12 protein-coding genes and 3 rRNA genes are annotated in these 18,794 nt (G+C 67.1%); 13 read left to right on the forward strand and 2 right to left on the reverse strand.

Annotated features, from left to right (window positions below; genetic code table 11):
* Positions 1 to 159 precede the first annotated feature (159 nt).
* From eno to JSY14_RS11920, 7 genes are all read left to right on the forward strand, one after another.
* A complete protein-coding gene (gene eno, locus JSY14_RS11890) occupies positions 160 to 1,440 on the forward strand; it encodes a phosphopyruvate hydratase (protein ID WP_259559371.1) in 1,281 nt (426 codons plus the stop codon).
* Positions 1,441 to 1,459: 19 nt separating this feature from the next.
* The gene (locus JSY14_RS11895) at positions 1,460 to 2,185 is read left to right on the forward strand and encodes an FtsB family cell division protein (RefSeq protein WP_259559372.1); all 726 of its coding nucleotides are present in this window, start codon (positions 1,460 to 1,462) and stop codon (positions 2,183 to 2,185) included.
* A 56-nt stretch (positions 2,186 to 2,241) separates the two neighbouring features.
* Positions 2,242 to 2,787 carry a DUF501 domain-containing protein gene (locus tag JSY14_RS11900; protein ID WP_259559692.1) on the forward strand — a complete coding sequence of 182 codons (546 nt, stop codon included), beginning with the start codon at positions 2,242 to 2,244 and terminating at the stop codon, positions 2,785 to 2,787.
* Positions 2,784 to 3,740, forward strand: coding sequence for a Ppx/GppA phosphatase family protein (locus JSY14_RS11905; protein WP_259559373.1), 957 nt, complete (start codon positions 2,784 to 2,786; stop codon positions 3,738 to 3,740). Before JSY14_RS11900 ends, JSY14_RS11905 begins: the two co-directional genes overlap by 4 nt.
* 59 nt (positions 3,741 to 3,799) lie before the next feature.
* A complete protein-coding gene (locus JSY14_RS11910) occupies positions 3,800 to 5,152 on the forward strand; it encodes an NAD(P)/FAD-dependent oxidoreductase (protein ID WP_259559374.1) in 1,353 nt (450 codons plus the stop codon).
* 297 nt (positions 5,153 to 5,449) lie between these two features.
* Positions 5,450 to 6,232, forward strand: a complete 783-nt coding sequence (gene nagB, locus JSY14_RS11915; protein WP_259559376.1) for a glucosamine-6-phosphate deaminase — start codon at positions 5,450 to 5,452, stop codon at positions 6,230 to 6,232.
* Between the two features lie 121 nt (positions 6,233 to 6,353).
* A complete protein-coding gene (locus tag JSY14_RS11920; protein ID WP_259559378.1) occupies positions 6,354 to 7,880 on the forward strand; it encodes an NCS2 family permease in 1,527 nt (508 codons plus the stop codon).
* A 141-nt stretch (positions 7,881 to 8,021) separates the two neighbouring features.
* On the opposite strand, the gene serC is transcribed toward JSY14_RS11920, so the two are convergent.
* Positions 8,022 to 9,167 carry a phosphoserine transaminase gene (gene serC / locus JSY14_RS11925; protein WP_259559379.1) on the reverse strand — a complete coding sequence of 382 codons (1,146 nt, stop codon included), beginning with the start codon at positions 9,165 to 9,167 and terminating at the stop codon, positions 8,022 to 8,024.
* Positions 9,168 to 9,356: 189 nt separating this feature from the next.
* Here serC and JSY14_RS11930 point away from each other — a divergent pair, with 189 nt between their 5' ends.
* The 4 genes from JSY14_RS11930 to rrf all read left to right on the forward strand — a co-directional run bounded on the left by JSY14_RS11930 (position 9,357) and on the right by rrf (position 15,735).
* A complete protein-coding gene (locus JSY14_RS11930; protein WP_259559380.1) occupies positions 9,357 to 10,064 on the forward strand; it encodes a demethylmenaquinone methyltransferase in 708 nt (235 codons plus the stop codon).
* A gap of 480 nt (positions 10,065 to 10,544) precedes the next feature.
* A 16S ribosomal RNA gene (locus JSY14_RS11935) occupies positions 10,545 to 12,063 on the forward strand.
* Positions 12,064 to 12,433: 370 nt separating this feature from the next.
* Positions 12,434 to 15,491, forward strand: a 23S ribosomal RNA gene (locus tag JSY14_RS11940).
* A 127-nt stretch (positions 15,492 to 15,618) separates the two neighbouring features.
* Positions 15,619 to 15,735, forward strand: a 5S ribosomal RNA gene (gene rrf, locus JSY14_RS11945).
* The 16S, 23S and 5S rRNA genes sit together here, the layout of an rRNA operon.
* 375 nt (positions 15,736 to 16,110) lie before the next feature.
* Here rrf and JSY14_RS11950 read toward each other — a convergent pair.
* A complete protein-coding gene (locus JSY14_RS11950; protein WP_259559381.1) occupies positions 16,111 to 16,761 on the reverse strand; it encodes a hypothetical protein in 651 nt (216 codons plus the stop codon).
* 96 nt (positions 16,762 to 16,857) lie between these two features.
* Here JSY14_RS11950 and JSY14_RS11955 point away from each other — a divergent pair, with 96 nt between their 5' ends.
* Together JSY14_RS11955 and JSY14_RS11960 are read left to right on the forward strand one after the other, a co-directional pair.
* Positions 16,858 to 17,787 (forward strand): FUSC family protein, encoded by a 930-nt coding sequence (locus JSY14_RS11955; RefSeq protein WP_259559382.1) that lies wholly within the window; start codon positions 16,858 to 16,860, stop codon positions 17,785 to 17,787.
* A complete protein-coding gene (locus JSY14_RS11960) occupies positions 17,784 to 18,794 on the forward strand; it encodes an HAD-IIA family hydrolase (protein WP_259559384.1) in 1,011 nt (336 codons plus the stop codon). The genes JSY14_RS11955 and JSY14_RS11960 overlap by 4 nt, the downstream gene beginning before the upstream one ends.

Below are 18,794 nucleotides of genomic sequence, written 5' to 3' on the forward strand. Positions count from 1 at the left end.
GGTGAGGTCCCACGGTGCGGTCCCGCGATGCGTCTGAAGCGGCGCGCGGGGGCCGGGTGGGCTGTGATGACCCTAACGTCCCGTCGGCCTCCCCGTAGACTGGGCGCGGCGGTCAACGACGACTCGCCCTGCCGGATCCCACCGAAGGTAAGGAACAGCATGTCCGTCATCGAGTCCGTCATCGCCCGCGAGATCCTCGACTCCCGCGGCAACCCCACCGTCGAGGTCGAGGTGCTGCTGGAGAACGGCAGCTACGCCCGCGCCGAGGTCCCCTCCGGCGCCTCCACTGGCGCGTTCGAGGCTGTGGAGCGTCGCGACGGTGACAAGAAGCGCTACCTGGGCAAGGGTGTGCAGGAGGCCGTCGAGGCCGTCGAGAACGAGCTCGCCCCCCGCATCATCGGCATGGACGTGCGCCAGCAGCGCGAGATCGACGAGATCCTGCTCGAGGTCGACGGCACGCCGAACAAGGGCTCCGTCGGCGCCAATGCGATCCTCGGTGTCTCCCTCGCCGTGGCGAAGGCCGCCGCCGACTTCTGCGAGCTGCCCCTGTACCAGTACGTCGGCGGCCCGAACGCGCGTCTGCTGCCCGTGCCGATGATGAACATCCTCAACGGCGGCTCCCACGCCGACTCCAACGTCGACATCCAGGAGTTCATGATCGCTCCGATCGGTGCGGAGACCTTCACCGAGGCCCTGCGCTGGGGCGCCGAGGTGTACCACGCCCTGAAGTCCGTCCTCAAGGAACGCGGCCTGGCCACCGGCCTCGGCGACGAGGGCGGCTTCGCCCCGAACCTCGGCTCCAACCGTGAGGCCCTCGACCTGATCCTCGAGGCCATCCAGGCCGCCGGGTACACCCCGGGCAAGGACGTCGCCCTGGCCCTCGACGTGGCCGCCAGCGAGTTCTTCGACAACGGCTCCTACACCTTCGAGGGCTCCTCGCGCTCCACCGCCGAGATGATCGACTACTACGCCGAGCTGGTCGACGCCTACCCGCTGGTGTCCATCGAGGACCCGCTGAACGAGGAGGACTGGGAGGGCTGGACCGCCATCACCGAGCGTCTCGGTGCCCGCGTGCAGCTCGTCGGCGACGACCTCTTCGTCACGAACCCGGAGCGTCTCCAGCGCGGCATCGAGACCCGCGCCGCCAACGCCCTGCTGGTGAAGGTGAACCAGATCGGTTCGCTCTCCGAGACCCTCGACGCCGTGGCGCTGGCCACGCGCAGCGGGTTCTCCTCGATGATGTCCCACCGCTCGGGTGAGACCGAGGACACCACCATCGCGGATCTCGCCGTCGCCACCGGCTGTGGCCAGATCAAGTCCGGCGCCCCCGCCCGTGGCGAGCGCGTGAACAAGTACAACCAGCTCATCCGCATCGAGGAGGAGCTCGGCACCGCGGCGCGCTACGCGGGCGCCTCCGCGTTCCCGCGCTTCACCGCCTGAGGGCGGTAGCCTCGACCGCATGACCGCACGACGACCGGGCGCCCCGCGTACTGCGCGGCGCCCGGTCGCCGCGTCACCCCACGGCGCGGCGTCACGTCCCCGCCCCCCGGCCTCGGCCGGTGGGGCCGCTGCCCGCACCGGACGCCGGCCCGGCCGTGGGGGCCCTGCCGCCGCCGGCAGCCGTCCCGCCCGCAGTGGCGCCTCCTCGGCGGGCAGCCGTCCCGCCGGGGCCGCACGCCCGCGCAGCGACGCCTCCGGTGCCGATGCGCCCGAGGGTCTGCTCGGTGGACTCACGCGCCGCGGCCTGGCCCTGATCGCCGTCACCGTGATTGCTCTGGCACTGCTCCTTCCCACGGTCAACAGCTACGTGGCCCAGCGGCAGCAGTTGCAGGCGCTGGAGCGCCAGGTGACCGAGCAGCAGGCGGATGTCGAGCGATTGGAGGCCGAGGTCGCCCGCTGGGACGACCCCACCTTCGTGGCCGCCCAGGCCCGCGAACGTCTGCTGTTCGTGATGCCGGGGGAGACCCAGTACCGCCTCACCGACACCTCCGGACGGCCCGTGCCCCGCACCGAGTCGGAGCAGGCGCGGGCCGAAGCGCAGCGCGAGGAATGGTTCGCCGCGCTGTGGACCAGCGTGGAAGGTGCCAGCGTGCTGTCCCCCGACGATGTGCCGGAGTCCCCCTCCGGTGACCCCCAGCAGCCCACCCCGACCGGCGCTCGTCCGCCGCAGGAGACCACCCCGTGACCGACCTGCCGCCCCTCCCCTCCGAGACACCCGCCACCGCCGAGGACCTCGCGCTGATGCACGACCAGCTCGGTCGCGACATGCGCGGGGTGGTCTCCATCGCCGCTCGCTGTGTCTGCGGTGCTCCCGCCGTCGTGCGTACCCGCCCCCGCCTGGAGGACGGCACCCCGTTCCCGACCTCCCTGTACCTGACCCTGCCGAGCATGGTCGCCGCGGTCTCCCGGGTCGAAGCCACCGGCCGCATGGCCGAGCTCACCGCTGACCTCGCCGACGACGAGGACCTTGCCGCCGCCTACCGGGCCGCCCACGAGCGGTACATCGCCCGGCGGGAGCAGCTCGGCACCACCCCGGAGATCGACGGGATATCCGCCGGGGGTATGCCCACGCGGGTGAAGTGCCTCCACGCCCTTGTCGGCCAGGCCCTTGCGGAGGGCCCCGGGGTGAACCCCGTCGCCGACCGGGTGCTGGGGGAGCTGCGGGACCAGGGCATCGCCTCGCTCGGTGTCTGCCGGTGCGAGAACCCCGCCGACGAGCCCCGTGCCGCCGGGTCCATCGACACCGACCGGCGCGCTGCCGGTCCGACCCCCGAGGAGGGCGCATGAGCCGCACTGTCGCCGCCGTGGACTGCGGCACCAACTCGATCCGTCTGCTCATCGCCCGCCAGGAGCAGCCCGGCGGCCCGCTCGTCGATCTCGAGCGGCACATGGAGGTGGTGCGTCTCGGCTACGGGGTGGACCGCACCGGCGTGCTGGACCCCGCGGCGATCGACCGCACCCTGGATGCCTGCCGCCGCTACGCCCGCCTGATCGCGCAGCACCAGGTGGAGGCGGTGCGGTTCGTCGCCACCAGCGCCACCCGCGATGCCTCCAATCGTGAGGCCTTCGTGCGCGGTGTGCGGGAGATCCTCGGCGTCGACCCGGAGGTGATCTCCGGCGACGAGGAGGCGCGCCTGTCGTTCCGCGGGGCCGTCGGTGCGCTGCCGGATCTGCCCGAGGGGGAGATCCTGGTGGTCGACATCGGCGGGGGGTCCACCGAACTGGTGCTCGGCCGCGACGAGCCCACCGCCGCGATCAGCCTGGACCTCGGTTCCGTGCGCCTGACGGAGCGGTGCCTTCCCACGGACCCGCCGACGCCCGCGGAGATCGACGCGGCGCGGGCAGAGGTCGATGCCCAGCTCGATCGCGCCGCCGCCGAGGTGCCGTGGGCCCGAGCTCGGGCTCTCGTGGGCGTCGCCGGGACCGTCACCACCCTCACCGCCCTCGCCCTGAACCTCGAGCAGTACCGTCCGGAGGCCACTCACGGCGCGTCGTTGCCGGTCGCGCAGATCCAGGATCTCGCCGATACCGTCCTGCACAGCTCCCGCGAGTTGCGCGCCCAGCACGGGGCCATCCATCCCGGGCGCATCGATGTGATCGGCGCCGGGGCCCTCATCTGGTCCCGGATCATCGAGCGGGTGGCAGCGGCCGGGGAGATCAACACCGTGCGGACCAGTGAGCGCGACATCCTCGACGGCATCGCCCAGAGCGCCCTGGAGAGGCTTCCCGACGCATCGTGAGTGCAGGTGGGTGGCCGTCGGTTTCCCCGATGCGGCCCCACACGGCCTACTCTGGTGACATGAACACCACCTCCAACGGCAAGCCCCACGTCCTCATCCTGGGTGGCGGCTCCGTCGGCCTGAACGTCGCGACCGACCTGCGCAAGGCTCTCGGCGCCAACGTCGCGGTCACGGTCGTCGACTCCCGCCCCTACATGACGTACCAGCCCTTCCTCCCCGAGGTCGGCTCCGGCATGATCGACCCGCGCAACGTGCTCGCGCCGTTGCGCAAGGCTCTCCCGGGCGCCAAGGTCGTCACCGGTGCTGTCACCGAGATCCGCCACGCCGATCGCACCGTCACCGTCGCGACCGAGGAGGACTCGACTCTCGACATCACCTACGACTACCTGGTGGTGGGCCTGGGCTCCGTGCCGCGGACCCTCCCGATCCCGGGCCTGGCCAAGCACGCCATCGGCTTCAAGTGGGTCGAGGAGGCCGTCGCCGTCCGTGACCGCATCCTGGCCAACCTGGCGGAGGCCGCGTCCACGAAGGACTCCGAGACCCGCCGTCGCCTGCTGACCTTCACCTTCGTCGGTGGCGGTTTCGCGGGGGCCGAGGCCCTCGCGGAGGCCGAGGACATGGTGCGCGACGCCCTGCGCCACTACCCGGACCTGCACGCCTCCGACGTGCGCTTCGTGCTCATCGAGGCCATGGGCCGCATCCTCCCCGAGGTCGGCGAGGAGCTGTCCAAGCATGCGCTCGGCCAGCTGCGCGCCCGCGGCATCGAGGTCAAGCTCGAGACCTTCATGAACTCCTGCGAGAACGGCGTGGTCGTCACCTCCGACGGCGACGAGTTCGCCTCCGACCTGATCGTCTGGACCGCCGGCATCAAGCCGAACCCGGTGCTGGCGCAGTCCGACCTGCCGCTGAACCAGACCGGCCGTCTCGACTGCCTCGCCGATCTCCGTGTGAAGGGCGAGGACGGCCCGCTCGAGAACATCTTCGCCGGCGGTGACTGCACCACCGTGCCGGACCTCGCGTCCGGTGAGGGCAAGGTGTGCGTCCCCAACGCCCAGCACGCCACCCGCCAGGGCAAGCGGATCGCCGACAACATCGTGCGTTCCATCCAGGGCCGCCCGCTGGTGGACTACTTCCACAAGAACCTCGGCACCATGGCGACTCTCGGCCAGTACAAGGGCGTCGGCTACCTGGTGTTCGGCGACAAGACCATCGAGCTGAAGGGCATTCCGTCCTGGCTCGCGGCCCGTGCCTTCCACGTCTACGCCATGCCGACCCTGGGGCGGAAGGTCGCCGTCGTGTCCGGCTGGGTCTCCAACCTGGTCTCCCGCCGCGACATCATCGGCATCCCGGAGAGCCGCGATCCGCGGCACGCCTTCGAGCTCGCCGCTGCGAGCACCCCGAAGAAGAACTGACCGCGGCCCGACACCGGACGGACACCGCGCGGCGGTGACGCCGCAGGGATCCGACCCGGTGCACCGCACGGGGGAACGGCCCCGGAGCATCTGCTCCGGGGCCGTTCCGCATCCCCGGCGGGATGGGCGACGCCGGGCGTGCCGCTCGTGAGCGTGTCCCGCTGCGGCGGCCCCATTGGACGGGGACCCTCGGACACTGCGGGGGGCTCCTCCCGCGATAGACTGTGACCGTTGGTGATCGTTTGACCCGATGGATAGTCAGGATTGAGTATCTCGGGTCGCTCTCGAGGAGGACACATGGAGGTCATCGTCCGTTCCACCGCCGAGGAGGCGGCGGCCGTCGTCGCAGATCGGTTCGAGCAGGTCATCCGCAGCCACCCGGAGGGTGTCACCCTGGGCCTGGCCACCGGTTCATCCCCTGTGCTCGCCTACCGGGAGCTGATCCGGCGGCACCGCGAGGAGGGGCTGAGCTTCGCCGCCGCCCGGGCATTCCTGCTGGATGAGTACGTCGGCCTGCCCCGCACCCATGAGCAGAGCTACTACCGCTTCATCCGGGACAACTTCACCTCCCAGATCGACATCGACGACGCCCTGGTGCTCTCGCCCGACGGGGAGGCCACCGATCCGATCGCCGCAGCCGCCCGCTACGATCGCTCGATCGTCGAGGCCGGGGGAGTGGACCTGCAGATCCTGGGGATCGGCGCCACCGGGCACATCGGCTTCAACGAGCCCACCAGCTCCTTCAGCTCCCGTACCCGCGTGAAGACCCTCACCGAGCAGACCGTCACCGACAACGCCCGCTTCTTCGACTCCCCGGACGAGGTGCCGATCCATGTGCTCACGCAGGGTCTCGGCACGATCATGGAGGCCCGCTCGATCGTCCTGACGGCCCAGGGCGAGCACAAGGCACCGGCGGTCGCACAGATGGTGGAGGGGCCGATCAGCGCGCGCTGGCCCGCGACCATCCTGCAGATGCACCCCTCGGTGACCGTGGTGCTCGATGAGGCCGCCGCCTCGCAGCTGGAGCTGACCGACTACTACCGGTACGTGCAGGACAACAAGGTCCGGCTGCCGCACTGAGTCCGCGCGGATGCCGCTCCGAGCATCCGTCCCCACCGTCGGGCCCGGGTGTGACGCGAAGTGCGTCGCACCCGGGCCCGCGACCTGCGGAGAGGCCGCGGCCCGCCATTACGATGCGGGCATGACCACCCCCTCATCCCCCCATACCACCGCCGGTGGTTCCTCCTCCCTCCCGACCGCGTCCGGAACCTCTGCCCTGGATCGGTACTTCGGCATCACCCGCCGTGGCTCGACCGTCGGTCGCGAGATCCGCGGCGGTCTCGTCACGTTCTTCGCCATGTGCTACATCGTGGTGCTGAACCCCCTCATCATCGGCACCGTCCCCGACTCCACCGGTCAGTACCTCGGTGGTGGCACCGAGCCGAACATCCCCGCGGTGGCCGCGGGGACCGCTCTGATCGCCGCCCTGCTGACCCTGCTGATGGGTGCCTGGGCCAAGTTCCCCCTGGCACTGGCCACCGGCCTCGGCCTGAACGCCTTCCTCGCCTACTCCGTCGTGTCGCTGCCGGGGATGACCTGGGCCGGCGCCATGGGCCTGGTGGTGATCGAGGGTCTGCTGGTGCTGATCCTCGTCCTGACCCGCCTGCGGCGCGCCGTCTTCCGTGCCGTCCCTGCCTTCCTGAAGTCGACGATCGGTGTCGGCATCGGTCTGTTCATCGCGTTCATCGGCCTGTTCAACGCCCGCTTCGTCACCCACGCCACCGGCACCCCGGTGCAGCTGGGCAACGACGGGGCCCTCACCGGCTGGCCCGCCCTGGTGTTCGTCGTCGGGCTGCTGCTGATGATCGTGCTCTTCGTGCGCCGGGTGCCGGGCGCCATCCTCATCGCGATCATCGTCTCGACGGTGCTGGCCATCATCATGGAGTCGGTGCTGCAGCTGGGGGCCTTCGCTCCGGCCTCCGAGTCCGATCCGGGCAACCCCGGTGGGTGGAGCATGAACGTCCCCGCCCTGCAGGGCTCCCCGATCCAGGCGCCCGACCTGTCCACCCTGTTCGAGGTGGACCTCCTCGGTGGTCTCGCCGCGGTCGGTGTCGTCGGCGCCCTCATGATCGTGTTCTCACTGCTGCTGGCCGACTTCTTCGACACCATGGGCACGATGGTCGCCGTCGCCACCGAGGGCGACCTCCTGCAGGCCGACGGCGACATCGAGCACTCCCAGCGGATCCTCGTGGTCGACTCCCTCGCCGCGATCGCCGGCGGTCTCGGCGGTGTCTCCTCGAACACGAGCTACGCCGAATCCGCAGCCGGTGTCGGGGAGGGTGCCCGCACCGGTCTCGCCTCGGTGGTGACCGCTGCCTGTTTCGCGTTGACGGTGCTGTTCGCCCCACTGGTGGCGATGGTTCCCTATGAGGCCGCCACGCCCGCGCTGGTGCTCGTCGGCTTCCTCATGATGACCCAGGTGACGCAGATCGACTTCACCGATCCGGAGGTCGCGATCCCTGCGTTCCTCACCATCATCCTCATGCCCTTCGCGTACTCCATCACCGTCGGCATGGGGGCGGGTTTCGTGACCTACGTTCTGCTGCGCGTCGTCCGTGGTCGCGCGCGAGAGGTCCACTGGTTGCTGTACGTCGTCGCGGCGCTGTTCCTGCTGTACTTCCTGCGACCGACCGTGGAGCGGCTGCTGACGGGCATCATCGGCGGCTGATCTCCGCCCGGGCCTCTGGCCCTGCCCGGGGGCTCGCCTGGTCCTCGCCCGTTCCTCCCCTGGCGAGAACGTGTTCCGCCTGGCTCGCGACGGGACGGCCACTGCGCGGCCGACGATCTCGTCGGCCGCGCAGTTGACGTGTCAGCGGGACGCGAGGTCGACCGCGCGATCCAGCACCAGGTCGAGCACCGCGATGAGCGCCTGCACGTCCTCCTCCGGCACTGAGGGGAACGTGGCGATGCGTAGCTGGTTGCGCCCCAGCTTCCTGTAGGGCTCGATGTCGACCACCCCGTGTCGGCGCAGCAGGGCGGTCACCTCGGTGGCGTCGATGCGGGGGTCGACGTCGATGGTGGTGACGACCGTGGAGCGAGCCGCCGGCTCGGTGACGAAGAACGACAGCTCCTCACGACGCTCCACCCAGGCGTGGAGGAGTCCGCTGGTCGCTCGGGTGCGGGCGTCGGCCCAGGACAGACCTCCCTGGGCGAGCAGCCATTCGACCTGCTCCGCCAGCAGCAGCAGGGTCGCGACCGCGGGGGTGTTCAGCGTCTGCTGCTTGCGGCTGTTCGCCACGGCCACCGGCAGGGAGAGGAACTCCGGGATCCACCGGTCGGAGGCGGCGAGTCTCTCCGCGCGCTCGAGGGCGGCGGGGGAGAGGGCCGCGAGCCAGAGACCTCCGTCGGACCCGAGGCACTTCTGCGGCGCGAAGTAGTAGGCGTCGATGCCCTGCAGATCGACCGCCACGCCACCGGCCGCGGAGGTCCCGTCGACGAGGACCAGCTGGTCGGACCGTGCACCCTGCGAACGAGTGACGGGGGAGAGCACGCCGGTGGAGGTCTCGTTGTGGGGGTAGGCGTAGACGTCGACCTCGTCCGAGGCCTCCACCTGTGCGAGGGAACCGGGTTCGGCTCGCCGGACATAGGGGTCCTCGAGGAACGGCGCCGCGTCGACGGCGGAGGCGAACTTCCCGGAGAACTCACCGTGCACGGCGTGCTGCGAGCGGCGCTCGATGAGGCACAGCGTGGCGATGTCCCAGAAGGCGGTCGACCCGCCGTTGCCGAGCACGATCTCGTGGCCGTCCGGCAGGGCGAAGAGGGCGCTCAGGCCCTCGCGCACCCGTCGCACCAGATCCTTCACGGGGGCCTGACGGTGGGAGGTGCCCAGCAGGGTGCGGCCGGCGCCGGTGAGGGTCTCGATCTGCGCGGGACGGATGCGGGATGGCCCCGCCCCGAAGCGCCCGTCGGCGGGCAGCAGCGCATCGGGGATCTCAAGGTCCTGCAGGGAGGTCATGGTGGTGGTCCTTCCGGGAGGGCCGCCGGGGGCAGCGTGGTCGGAGGTCCCATGGGGGCCGTGGGGCCGCCGCGTGGGTGGAACCCCGCCATTGTGGTCCCAGACACCCGACGGGCGCTGGAGATGACAGTGGGCGGAACGAGGGGCCCGGTTCGGGGAACGTCCGGGACGTGATGCGAGGATGACGCCATGACGCGAGCCGATCTCAGGAAGCAGCCCTTCGACGTGGCGAGGATGTTCGACGGCGTGGCCGCCCGGTACGACCTCGTCAACGACATCGCCGCACTCGGGCAGGTGCGCTCCTGGCGGCGGGCGATGGTCGATGCAGTCGCACCGACGCCGGGAGCGATGGTCCTGGACGTCGCCGCGGGCACCGGTACCTCCACCGAGGCGCTCCGGCGCGCAGGAGCGCGTGCCCTGGCCGCGGACTTCTCCGCCGGAATGGTGGCCGAGGGGCGGGAGCGCCACCGTCAGGTGCCGTTCGTGCTCGCCGACGCCACCAGGCTGCCGTTCGCCGACGACGCCTTCGACGCCGCCACGATCTCCTTCGGGCTGCGCAATGTGCAGGAGCCGATGGCCGCTGTGCGGGAGATGATGCGCGTCGTGCGACCGGGGGGACGTATCGTCATCTGTGAGTTCTCCACGCCGACGCCCCGTCTGCTGCGAGCGGCGTACCGGACCTACCTGCCGCGAGTCATGACCCGCATGGCCCGCTTCACCTCGAGCGCCCCCGAGGCGTACCAGTACCTTGCCGAGTCGATCGCCGCATGGCCGGACCAGGAGGCTCTGCGCGAGCAGCTGCATGCCCAGGGACTGGGCGAGGTGCGCTATCGCAACCTCACCGGGGGGATCGTGGCTCTGCACCGGGGCGTTGTACCGGCTGACCGGGCTCGCTGAGCGCTCGATCGTGCCCCGGGGAGCAGACGCCGGAGGATGCGGCGACCTGGGATGCGGCGCGGCGGGCGGAGGCGCGCGACGGCTGGGCGCAGGATGTGTCGCAGAGCACGCCCAGAAAAGGCCCTCTGAGCTTGCGCACCCCCGTGGGGCCGTCTAATGTATTCACTCGTGCCCGGCCGACGGGGACAGCGCAACGGAGAGATCCGAACCGCAGACATCGTCGGCGACGAGGGTTCTCCACTCCCCAGCGAGATGCGGATCACACCGAATCGAGTTGACAGAGCGGAACGGAGGGTCTAAGCTATAAGGGTTGCCTCGGAGCGAAGAACTCAGAGAGTTCGGAACACTGAGTGCGCGTGTTGCTTGATATCTCAATAGCGTGTCTGTTTGTTGATGCCAAATATTTTGTTTGGCAGTGAGGACAACAGCAAGTTTTTGCTGGTTGTTCGTATCTGCCGGGATCTTCGGATTCCATAGGTTTTTATGGAGAGTTTGATCCTGGCTCAGGACGAACGCTGGCGGCGTGCTTAACACATGCAAGTCGAACGGTGACGGTGGAGCTTGCTCCATCTGATCAGTGGCGAACGGGTGAGTAACACGTGAGTAACCTGCCCCCCACTCTGGGATAACCTCGGGAAATCGGGGCTAATACCGGATATGAGTCTCCACCGCATGGTGGTTGCTGGAAAGTTTTTCGGTGGGGGATGGGCTCGCGGCCTATCAGTTTGTTGGTGAGGTAACGGCTCACCAAGACGATGACGGGTAGCCGGCCTGAGAGGGCGACCGGCCACACTGGGACTGAGACACGGCCCAGACTCCTACGGGAGGCAGCAGTGGGGAATATTGCACAATGGGCGAAAGCCTGATGCAGCGACGCCGCGTGAGGGATGACGGCCTTCGGGTTGTAAACCTCTTTCAGCAGGGAAGAAGCGAAAGTGACGGTACCTGCAGAAGAAGCGCCGGCTAACTACGTGCCAGCAGCCGCGGTAATACGTAGGGCGCAAGCGTTGTCCGGAATTATTGGGCGTAAAGAGCTTGTAGGTGGCTTGTCGCGTCTGCCGTGAAAATCCAGGGCTCAACCCTGGACGTGCGGTGGGTACGGGCTGGCTAGAGTGTGGTAGGGGAGACTGGAACTCCTGGTGTAGCGGTGAAATGCGCAGATATCAGGAAGAACACCGATGGCGAAGGCAGGTCTCTGGGCCATTACTGACACTGAGAAGCGAAAGCATGGGGAGCGAACAGGATTAGATACCCTGGTAGTCCATGCCGTAAACGTTGGGCACTAGGTGTGGGGAACATTCCACGTTTTCCGCGCCGTAGCTAACGCATTAAGTGCCCCGCCTGGGGAGTACGGTCGCAAGACTAAAACTCAAAGGAATTGACGGGGGCCCGCACAAGCGGCGGAGCATGCGGATTAATTCGATGCAACGCGAAGAACCTTACCAAGGCTTGACATGCACCGGACAGCTGCAGAGATGTGGCCTTCTTCGGACTGGTGCACAGGTGGTGCATGGTTGTCGTCAGCTCGTGTCGTGAGATGTTGGGTTAAGTCCCGCAACGAGCGCAACCCTCGTTCCATGTTGCCAGCGGGTAATGCCGGGGACTCATGGGAGACTGCCGGGGTCAACTCGGAGGAAGGTGGGGACGACGTCAAATCATCATGCCCCTTATGTCTTGGGCTTCACGCATGCTACAATGGCCGGTACAAAGGGTTGCGATACTGTGAGGTGGAGCGAATCCCAAAAAGCCGGTCTCAGTTCGGATTGGGGTCTGCAACTCGACCCCATGAAGTCGGAGTCGCTAGTAATCGCAGATCAGCAACGCTGCGGTGAATACGTTCCCGGGCCTTGTACACACCGCCCGTCAAGTCACGAAAGTCGGTAACACCCGAAGCCAGTGGCCCATCCTCGTGAGGGAGCTGTCGAAGGTGGGATCGGTGATTGGGACTAAGTCGTAACAAGGTAGCCGTACCGGAAGGTGCGGCTGGATCACCTCCTTTCTAAGGAGCATCACCAAGATTGGTGGCCTCGTTCCTTCCCGCGTGTGAAAGGCGGGGTTGCTCATGGGTGGAACATCAATGAATGGGCGCTTGGCCGGTGCCTCCGGTCTCGTCTAGTACGCCGCTTCGGTGGTGGGAACGATGGGTGGGGGTGCTGGTTGCAGGTGGAGACACGCTATTGGGTTGTGAGGCTGCACGCGGCCTTCGGTCGGCTGGTCGTCCTTCGGGGTGGCTGGTGGGTTCCGGGGGTGTGTGGCTGGTCCTCCCTTCATGGTGCTGCCGGATGGTGGTGTTGTGGGGTGTGGGGTTGTTCTTTGAGAACTGCATAGTGGACGCGAGCATCTTGTAAGCAATATGTGTCTTTGTGTGTTGCCTAAGTTTATAAGGGCGCACGGTGAATGCCTGGGCACGAGGAGCCGACGAAGGACGTAGGAGCCTGCGATAAGCCTCGGGGAGGTGGCAACCGACCTGTGATCCGAGGATGTCCGAATGGGGAAACCCACCAGGAGTCATGTCCTGGTACCCGCCACTGAATGTATAGGTGGCGTGGAGGGAACGCGGGGAAGTGAAACATCTCAGTACCCGCAGGAAGAGAAAACAACAGTGATTCCGTGAGTAGTGGCGAGCGAAAGCGGAAGAGGCTAAACCTGGTCTGTGTGATACCCGGCAGGGGTTGCAGGCTGGGGGTTGTGGGACGTGTCGACCATCTCTGCCGGGGTGGTGACGTGATCGCGCAGTGGTAGTCGAAGTCGTGGTGAGTGCGACGGCAGAGAGGGTGTGACCCCCGTAGACGAAACTTCTGTGCAGCGTGATGCTGTTCCCGAGTAGCACCGGGCCCGTGAAATCCGGTGTGAATCTGCCAGGACCACCTGGTAAGCCTAAATACTACCTCGTGACCGATAGCGGACAAGTACCGTGAGGGAAAGGTGAAAAGTACCCCGGGAGGGGAGTGAAATAGTACCTGAAACCGTGCGCTTACAATCCGTCGGAGCCTTACAGGGTGACGGCGTGCCTTTTGAAGAATGAGCCTGCGAGTTAGTGGTCGGTGGCGAGGTTAACCCGTGTGGGGTAGCCGTAGCGAAAGCGAGTCTGAACGGGGCGTTCAGTCGCCGGCTCTAGACCCGAAGCGAAGTGATCTATCCATGGGCAGTGTGAAGCGCGGGTAAGACCGCGTGGAGGCGCGAACCCACTTCAGTTGAAAATGGAGGGGATGACCTGTGGATAGGGGTGAAAGGCCAATCAAACTTCGTGATAGCTGGTTCTCCCCGAAATGCATTTAGGTGCAGCGTTGCGTGTTTCGTGCCGGAGGTAGAGCACTGGATAGGCGATGGGCCCCACCGGGTTACTGACCTTAGCCAAACTCCGAATGCCGGTACGTGAGAGCGCAGCAGTGAGACGGTGGGGGATAAGCTTCATCGTCGAGAGGGAAACAGCCCAGAGCATCAGCTAAGGCCCCTAAGCGTGTGCTAAGTGGGAAAGGATGTGGAGTTGCTGAGACAACCAGGAGGTTGGCTTAGAAGCAGCCATCCTTGAAAGAGTGCGTAATAGCTCACTGGTCAAGTGATTCTGCGCCGACAATGTAGCGGGGCTCAAGTACACCGCCGAAGCTGTGTCACTCGGTTCGTCCGGGTGGGTAGGGGAGCGTCGTGCAGGCAGTGAAGCTGCGGGGGAACCCAGTGGTGGAGACTGCACGAGTGAGAATGCAGGCATGAGTAGCGAAAGACGGGTGAGAAACCCGTCCGCCGATTGATCAAGGGTTCCAGGGCCAGGTTAATCCGCCCTGGGTTAGTCGGGACCTAAGGCGAGGCCGACAGGCGTAGTCGATGGACATCGGGTTAATATTCCCGAACCGATTGGATGAGGACCCATACCGAATCATGTGATGCTAACCATCCGAACCTGCTCCGTCGCCTTCGGGTGATGGTTGTGGGGGAGCGTGGGAACCGAATGTGTAGTAGGTCAGCGTGTGGGATGACGCAGTGAGGTAGCTTCCGCGGATTCATGGATTAATCCGTCCAAGCGAGCAGCCCGCGCACCGGTAATGCGGTGCCGTATGGGGTGAGACGTGATGGGGAGCCGTTCAGGGAAGGTGAGTGATCCTGTACTGCCGAGAAAAGTCCCTGCGTGACAATTCCAGTCGCCCGTACCCGAAACCGACTCAGGTGATCAGGTAGAGAATACCGAGGCGTTCGAGAGAATCGTGGTTAAGGAACTCGGCAAAATGCCCCCGTAACTTCGGGAGAAGGGGGGCCTGAGCAGTGAGAGCTGTGAGGGCCGCAGAGACCAGGGAGAAGCGACTGTTTACTAAAAACACAGGTCCGTGCGAAGTCGTAAGACGCTGTATACGGACTGACGCCTGCCCGGTGCTGGAAGGTTAAGAGGACGGGTCAACCCTTCGGGGTGAAGCTCAGAATTTAAGCCCCAGTAAACGGCGGTGGTAACTATAACCATCCTAAGGTAGCGAAATTCCTTGTCGGGTAAGTTCCGACCTGCACGAATGGCGTAACGACTTCTCCACTGTCTCAACCGCGAACTCGGCGAAATTGCATTACGAGTAAAGATGCTCGTTACGCGCAGCAGGACGGAAAGACCCCGGGACCTTTACTACAGTTTGGTATTGGTGTTCGGAACGGCTTGTGTAGGATAGGTGGGAGACTGGGAAGCATGGACGCTAGTTCGTGTGGAGTCGCTGTTGAAATACCACTCTGGTCGTTCTGGATTCCTAACCTCGGTCCGTGATCCGGATCAGGGACAGTGCCTGATGGGTAGTTTAACTGGGGCGGTTGCCTCCTAAAAAGTAACGGAGGCGCTCAAAGGTTCCCTCAGCCTGGTTGGCAATCAGGTGTTGAGTGTAAGTGCACAAGGGAGCTTGACTGCGAGACAGACATGTCGGGCAGGTGCGAAAGCAGGAACTAGTGATCCGGCACCTCATTGTGGAATGGGTGTCGCTCAACGGATAAAAGGTACCCCGGGGATAACAGGCTGATCTTGCCCAAGAGCTCATATCGACGGCATGGTTTGGCACCTCGATGTCGGCTCGTCGCATCCTGGGGCTGGAGTTGGTCCCAAGGGTTAGGCTGTTCGCCTATTAAAGCGGTACGCGAGCTGGGTTTAGAACGTCGTGAGACAGTTCGGTCGCTATCCGCTGCGCGCGTTGGATATTTGAGAAGGCCTGTCCCTAGTACGAGAGGACCGGGATGGACTGACCTCTGGTGTGCCAGTTGTTCTGCCAAGGGCATGGCTGGTTGGCTACGTCGGGAAGGGATAACCGCTGAAAGCATCTAAGCGGGAAGCCTGCTTCAAGATGAGATATCCTTGCCACCTTGAGTGGTGTGAGGCCCCCAGCAGACCACTGGGTTGATAGGCCAGATGTGGAAGCGCAGTAATGTGTGGAGCTGACTGGTACTAATGGCCGATGACTTATCAACACTTTTGCGTGTTGCTGTGTGCTCGCGTTCACTGTGCGGTTCTCGGGGAGCAATCCCGGGCCGCTTGCCGGGGTTCTTTTGGGAGCTTGGGTGGGTGGTGTGGGGGCTGGTTTAGGTCTCGTCGTGTTACGGTGGTCATAGCGTCGGGGAAACGCCCGGTTCCATTCCGAACCCGGTAGCTAAGCTCGACAGCGCCGATGGTACTGCACTCGGGAGGGTGTGGGAGAGTAGGACGCCGCCGGACATCTTCATGGTGGGTCGGGAGTTCCCGGTCCTGGTCACGGGCCCCTTTTTTGTGGGGTGTGTGGTCGGGGTTGGTTGAGCTCCCGGCCCATTCTTTTTTTGTGCCTGCTGCCGTCCGGGGTGGGGTGGGGATTCGGGGATGCTCTCTCGCGGGTCGCGGGTCGCGGGGTGCGGGTCGCGGGTCGTGGCTGGTGGGGTGTTCCCGGGTGCCGGCGTGGACGGTCTGGCACCCCCGGCGGGGCGGCCGTGGACACATCTCCGGCAGGCACCGGTGAGAGCTGTCACGGTTGTTGTGGACAAGCTGTGTAGGGGCTGACAGGTGTCCTAGATTGGCTCTACTGGAAGTACGTCTAACGTCATAGAGGGGCATCAGGTGTCAGAGCACCGTGGAGGTCGCGAGCGCGACGACGAAGCCCGCGCACCGCGGGGACGTGACCGTGAGGGTCGCGAGAGCACTCATGCACGCCGCCCCGACCAGGCGCGACGTCCCCGGAGCGACGGTGGACGTTCCCGGAGCGACAGTGATGGCCGACGGGTCGCCCCTCGACGAGATGGCGGTGACCGCCCGTGGCGGGGCCGCGGCGACCGTGAGGAGACTGCGGAACGGTCGTGGCGTGCTTCTCGTCCCCGTCGTGACGAGGGTCCGGATCGGGGCGGCCGCGACCGTTTCAGTCGCGACGCCTCTCGTTCCCGCTCCGATCGGCACGAGACGCGCCGCGACGGCGAGCGGTTCGACCGGGCGCGCGACGGTGAGCGTTTCGGCCGGACGCGTGGCGGTGAGCGTTTTGACCGTGGTCGGAACGACGCGCGTTCTCGCCGCCCTGAGGGGGACCGCGGCGAACGCGATCGCTTCGGAGGCGATGCACGCGAGCGGCGGGAGGATCGCTGGACCGAAGGCACCCGTCGCGACGATGCCCGAGGTGGGGATCGCCGCCGCCCCGCACGTCGGGACGGTTTCGCCGGCGATCGACGCAGGGGAGAGCATCGCGGTGACCACGCCGACCACCGGCGTCGGGACGACAACCATGGATGGGGCGGGCGTTCCGACGAGCCGTTCGGGCGCAGTCGGTCAGGACGGCCGGGCCAGTCCCGGCGGGAGACCCAGCGACTCGAAGAGCCCGTGGTGCCCGAGGAGATCACCGGTCGCGAGCTCGACGCCGAGGTGCGTGAGGAACTGCGTGCCCTGAGCAAGGAGACCGCCCACCGGGTCAGCCGCCACCTCGTCGCCGCCACCGCGCTCCTGGACGGGGATCCGCTGCTGGCGCTGCGCCATGCACAGTTCGCCGCGCGCCTCGGGGGACGCATCGGTGCTGTCCGGGAGGTCTACGGCGTCGTCGCGTACGAGAACGGCGAATACCGCACGGCGATCCGCGAACTGCGCACCGCCATGCGCATCACGGGTCGGCATGACCTGGTTCCCCTGCTCGCCGATTCGGAGCGCGGCCTGGGTCGCCCCGAGAAGGCTCTCGACCTGGCCGCATCGACCGATGTCGGCTCCCTGGATGCCGCCGCCACCATCGAACTCATGATCGTGGTGGCCGGTGCTTACGCCGACACGGGGGATGTCGCCACGGCGCTCGCCTCGCTGGAGGGCCCCGCCCTGCGTCACAAGGTCGGCGGGGCGTGGCCGGTGCGCCTGTGGGTCGCGTACGCCGATCTGCTGGACCGGGCGGAGCGTCGCGAAGAGGCCCGTCGCTGGCTGACCCTCGCGGCGGATGCCGACACCGAGGGGCTCACCGACGCCGCCGAACGGCTCGGCCGGCCACCGGTCGTGCCGCCGCAACCGCAGGAGACCAGCTGGGAGGACGACGAATCGGTGACCGTCGTCGACGCCTGGTCGGATGAGGACGAGGACTCCGAGGGCGACGCGGACGAGGGTGACGACTCCCGTCAGCGCGATGCGCACGACGAGATGATGGAGGAACGGGAGGGCGCCCCCGAGGACGCCACCGAGCAGGCCGGCATCGGCGGGAGCGGCGCGACCGAGAGCGGCGCGACCGAGGAAGGTGCCGCGACGGACCTCGACCGGGACCCGGAGGATGACGCCGCGTGATCCGCCCCGTCGTCCCCTCCCTGCTCGACCGTTACGACGCTCTGCTGGTCGATCTCGACGGCACGCTGATCCACGGCGCCCGCCCGATCCCGCACGCCGCCGAGGGTCTCCGGGCCGCGCGCCGAGCGGGCCTCGGCATCGGCTTCGCGACCAACAATGCTTCCCGGTCCGCCCAGCAGACCGCGGAACACCTCGGGGAGGCCGGGATCGACGCCTCCGCTGACGAGGTCATCAGCTCCCCGCAGGTGGCGGCGGCCTTGCTCGCGCAGCAGCTCGACCCCGCCGCGACCGTCCTGGTGGTGGGATCCGACGCCCTGGCGGCCCAGATCCGCGAGGTCGGTCTCACCCCGGTCGACCGCGACCGTGAGGACGTCGTCGCGGTGGTGCAGGGGTTCGCCCCGGATCTCGCCTGGCCGCTGCTCGCGGAGGGCGCGTACGCGCTGCGCCGCGGAGCCGCATGGATGGCCACGAACGTCGACGCCACGCTCCCCACGGAACGCGGCCTCGCCCCCGGCAACGGATCCCTGGTCGCTGCCCTCGCCCACGCCACCGGTCGTCGCCCCGAGGTGGCCGGCAAACCCGCGCCCGGCATGTTCCAGGAGGCCGCGCGCCGTCTCGGGGCCGATCGGCCCCTGGTGGTGGGGGACCGGCTCGACACCGACATCGAGGGCGCCAGCGCCGCGGGCCTGGACAGCCTGTTCGTCCTCACCGGGGTGAACACCGTGGAGGATGCCCTGCGCGCGATCCCCGCCCAGCGTCCGACCTGGGTGCGGGCGGACCTGTCGACCCTCGGTGCCGCCGCCCCCGAGCCGGTGATCACCGCCGACGGTTCCAGCGCTCGGTGCGCCCGCAGCAGCGCCCGCTGGGTCGACGGCGACCTGGAACTGCGCGGGGCCGACAATGACCCCGACGCCGCCCAGTGCGCCCTCGCTCTGCTGCGTCGGCACCTTCCGGAGGACGCCTTCACCGGGCAGCTGCGCCGCAGCGGGGCCGAGGCCGGTGCCTGA

The organism is Brachybacterium sillae (genome assembly GCF_025028335.1).
Lineage (GTDB): Bacteria > Actinomycetota > Actinomycetes > Actinomycetales > Dermabacteraceae > Brachybacterium > Brachybacterium sillae.

Excerpts from the sequence above, each read along its gene's own strand:
- eno (WP_259559371.1), top strand. The coding sequence starts at position 160 with ATGTCCGTCATCGAGTCCGTCATCGCCCGCGAGATCCTCGACTCCCGC.
- JSY14_RS11895 (WP_259559372.1), top strand. The coding sequence starts at position 1,460 with ATGACCGCACGACGACCGGGCGCCCCGCGTACTGCGCGGCGCCCGGTC.
- JSY14_RS11900 (WP_259559692.1), top strand. The coding sequence starts at position 2,242 with ATGCACGACCAGCTCGGTCGCGACATGCGCGGGGTGGTCTCCATCGCC.
- JSY14_RS11905 (WP_259559373.1), top strand. The coding sequence starts at position 2,784 with ATGAGCCGCACTGTCGCCGCCGTGGACTGCGGCACCAACTCGATCCGT.
- JSY14_RS11910 (WP_259559374.1), top strand. The coding sequence starts at position 3,800 with ATGAACACCACCTCCAACGGCAAGCCCCACGTCCTCATCCTGGGTGGC.
- nagB (WP_259559376.1), top strand. The coding sequence starts at position 5,450 with ATGGAGGTCATCGTCCGTTCCACCGCCGAGGAGGCGGCGGCCGTCGTC.
- JSY14_RS11920 (WP_259559378.1), top strand. The coding sequence starts at position 6,354 with ATGACCACCCCCTCATCCCCCCATACCACCGCCGGTGGTTCCTCCTCC.
- serC (WP_259559379.1), bottom strand. The coding sequence starts at position 9,167 with ATGACCTCCCTGCAGGACCTTGAGATCCCCGATGCGCTGCTGCCCGCC.
- JSY14_RS11930 (WP_259559380.1), top strand. The coding sequence starts at position 9,357 with ATGACGCGAGCCGATCTCAGGAAGCAGCCCTTCGACGTGGCGAGGATG.
- JSY14_RS11950 (WP_259559381.1), bottom strand. The coding sequence starts at position 16,761 with ATGGTTGTCGTCCCGACGCCGGTGGTCGGCGTGGTCACCGCGATGCTC.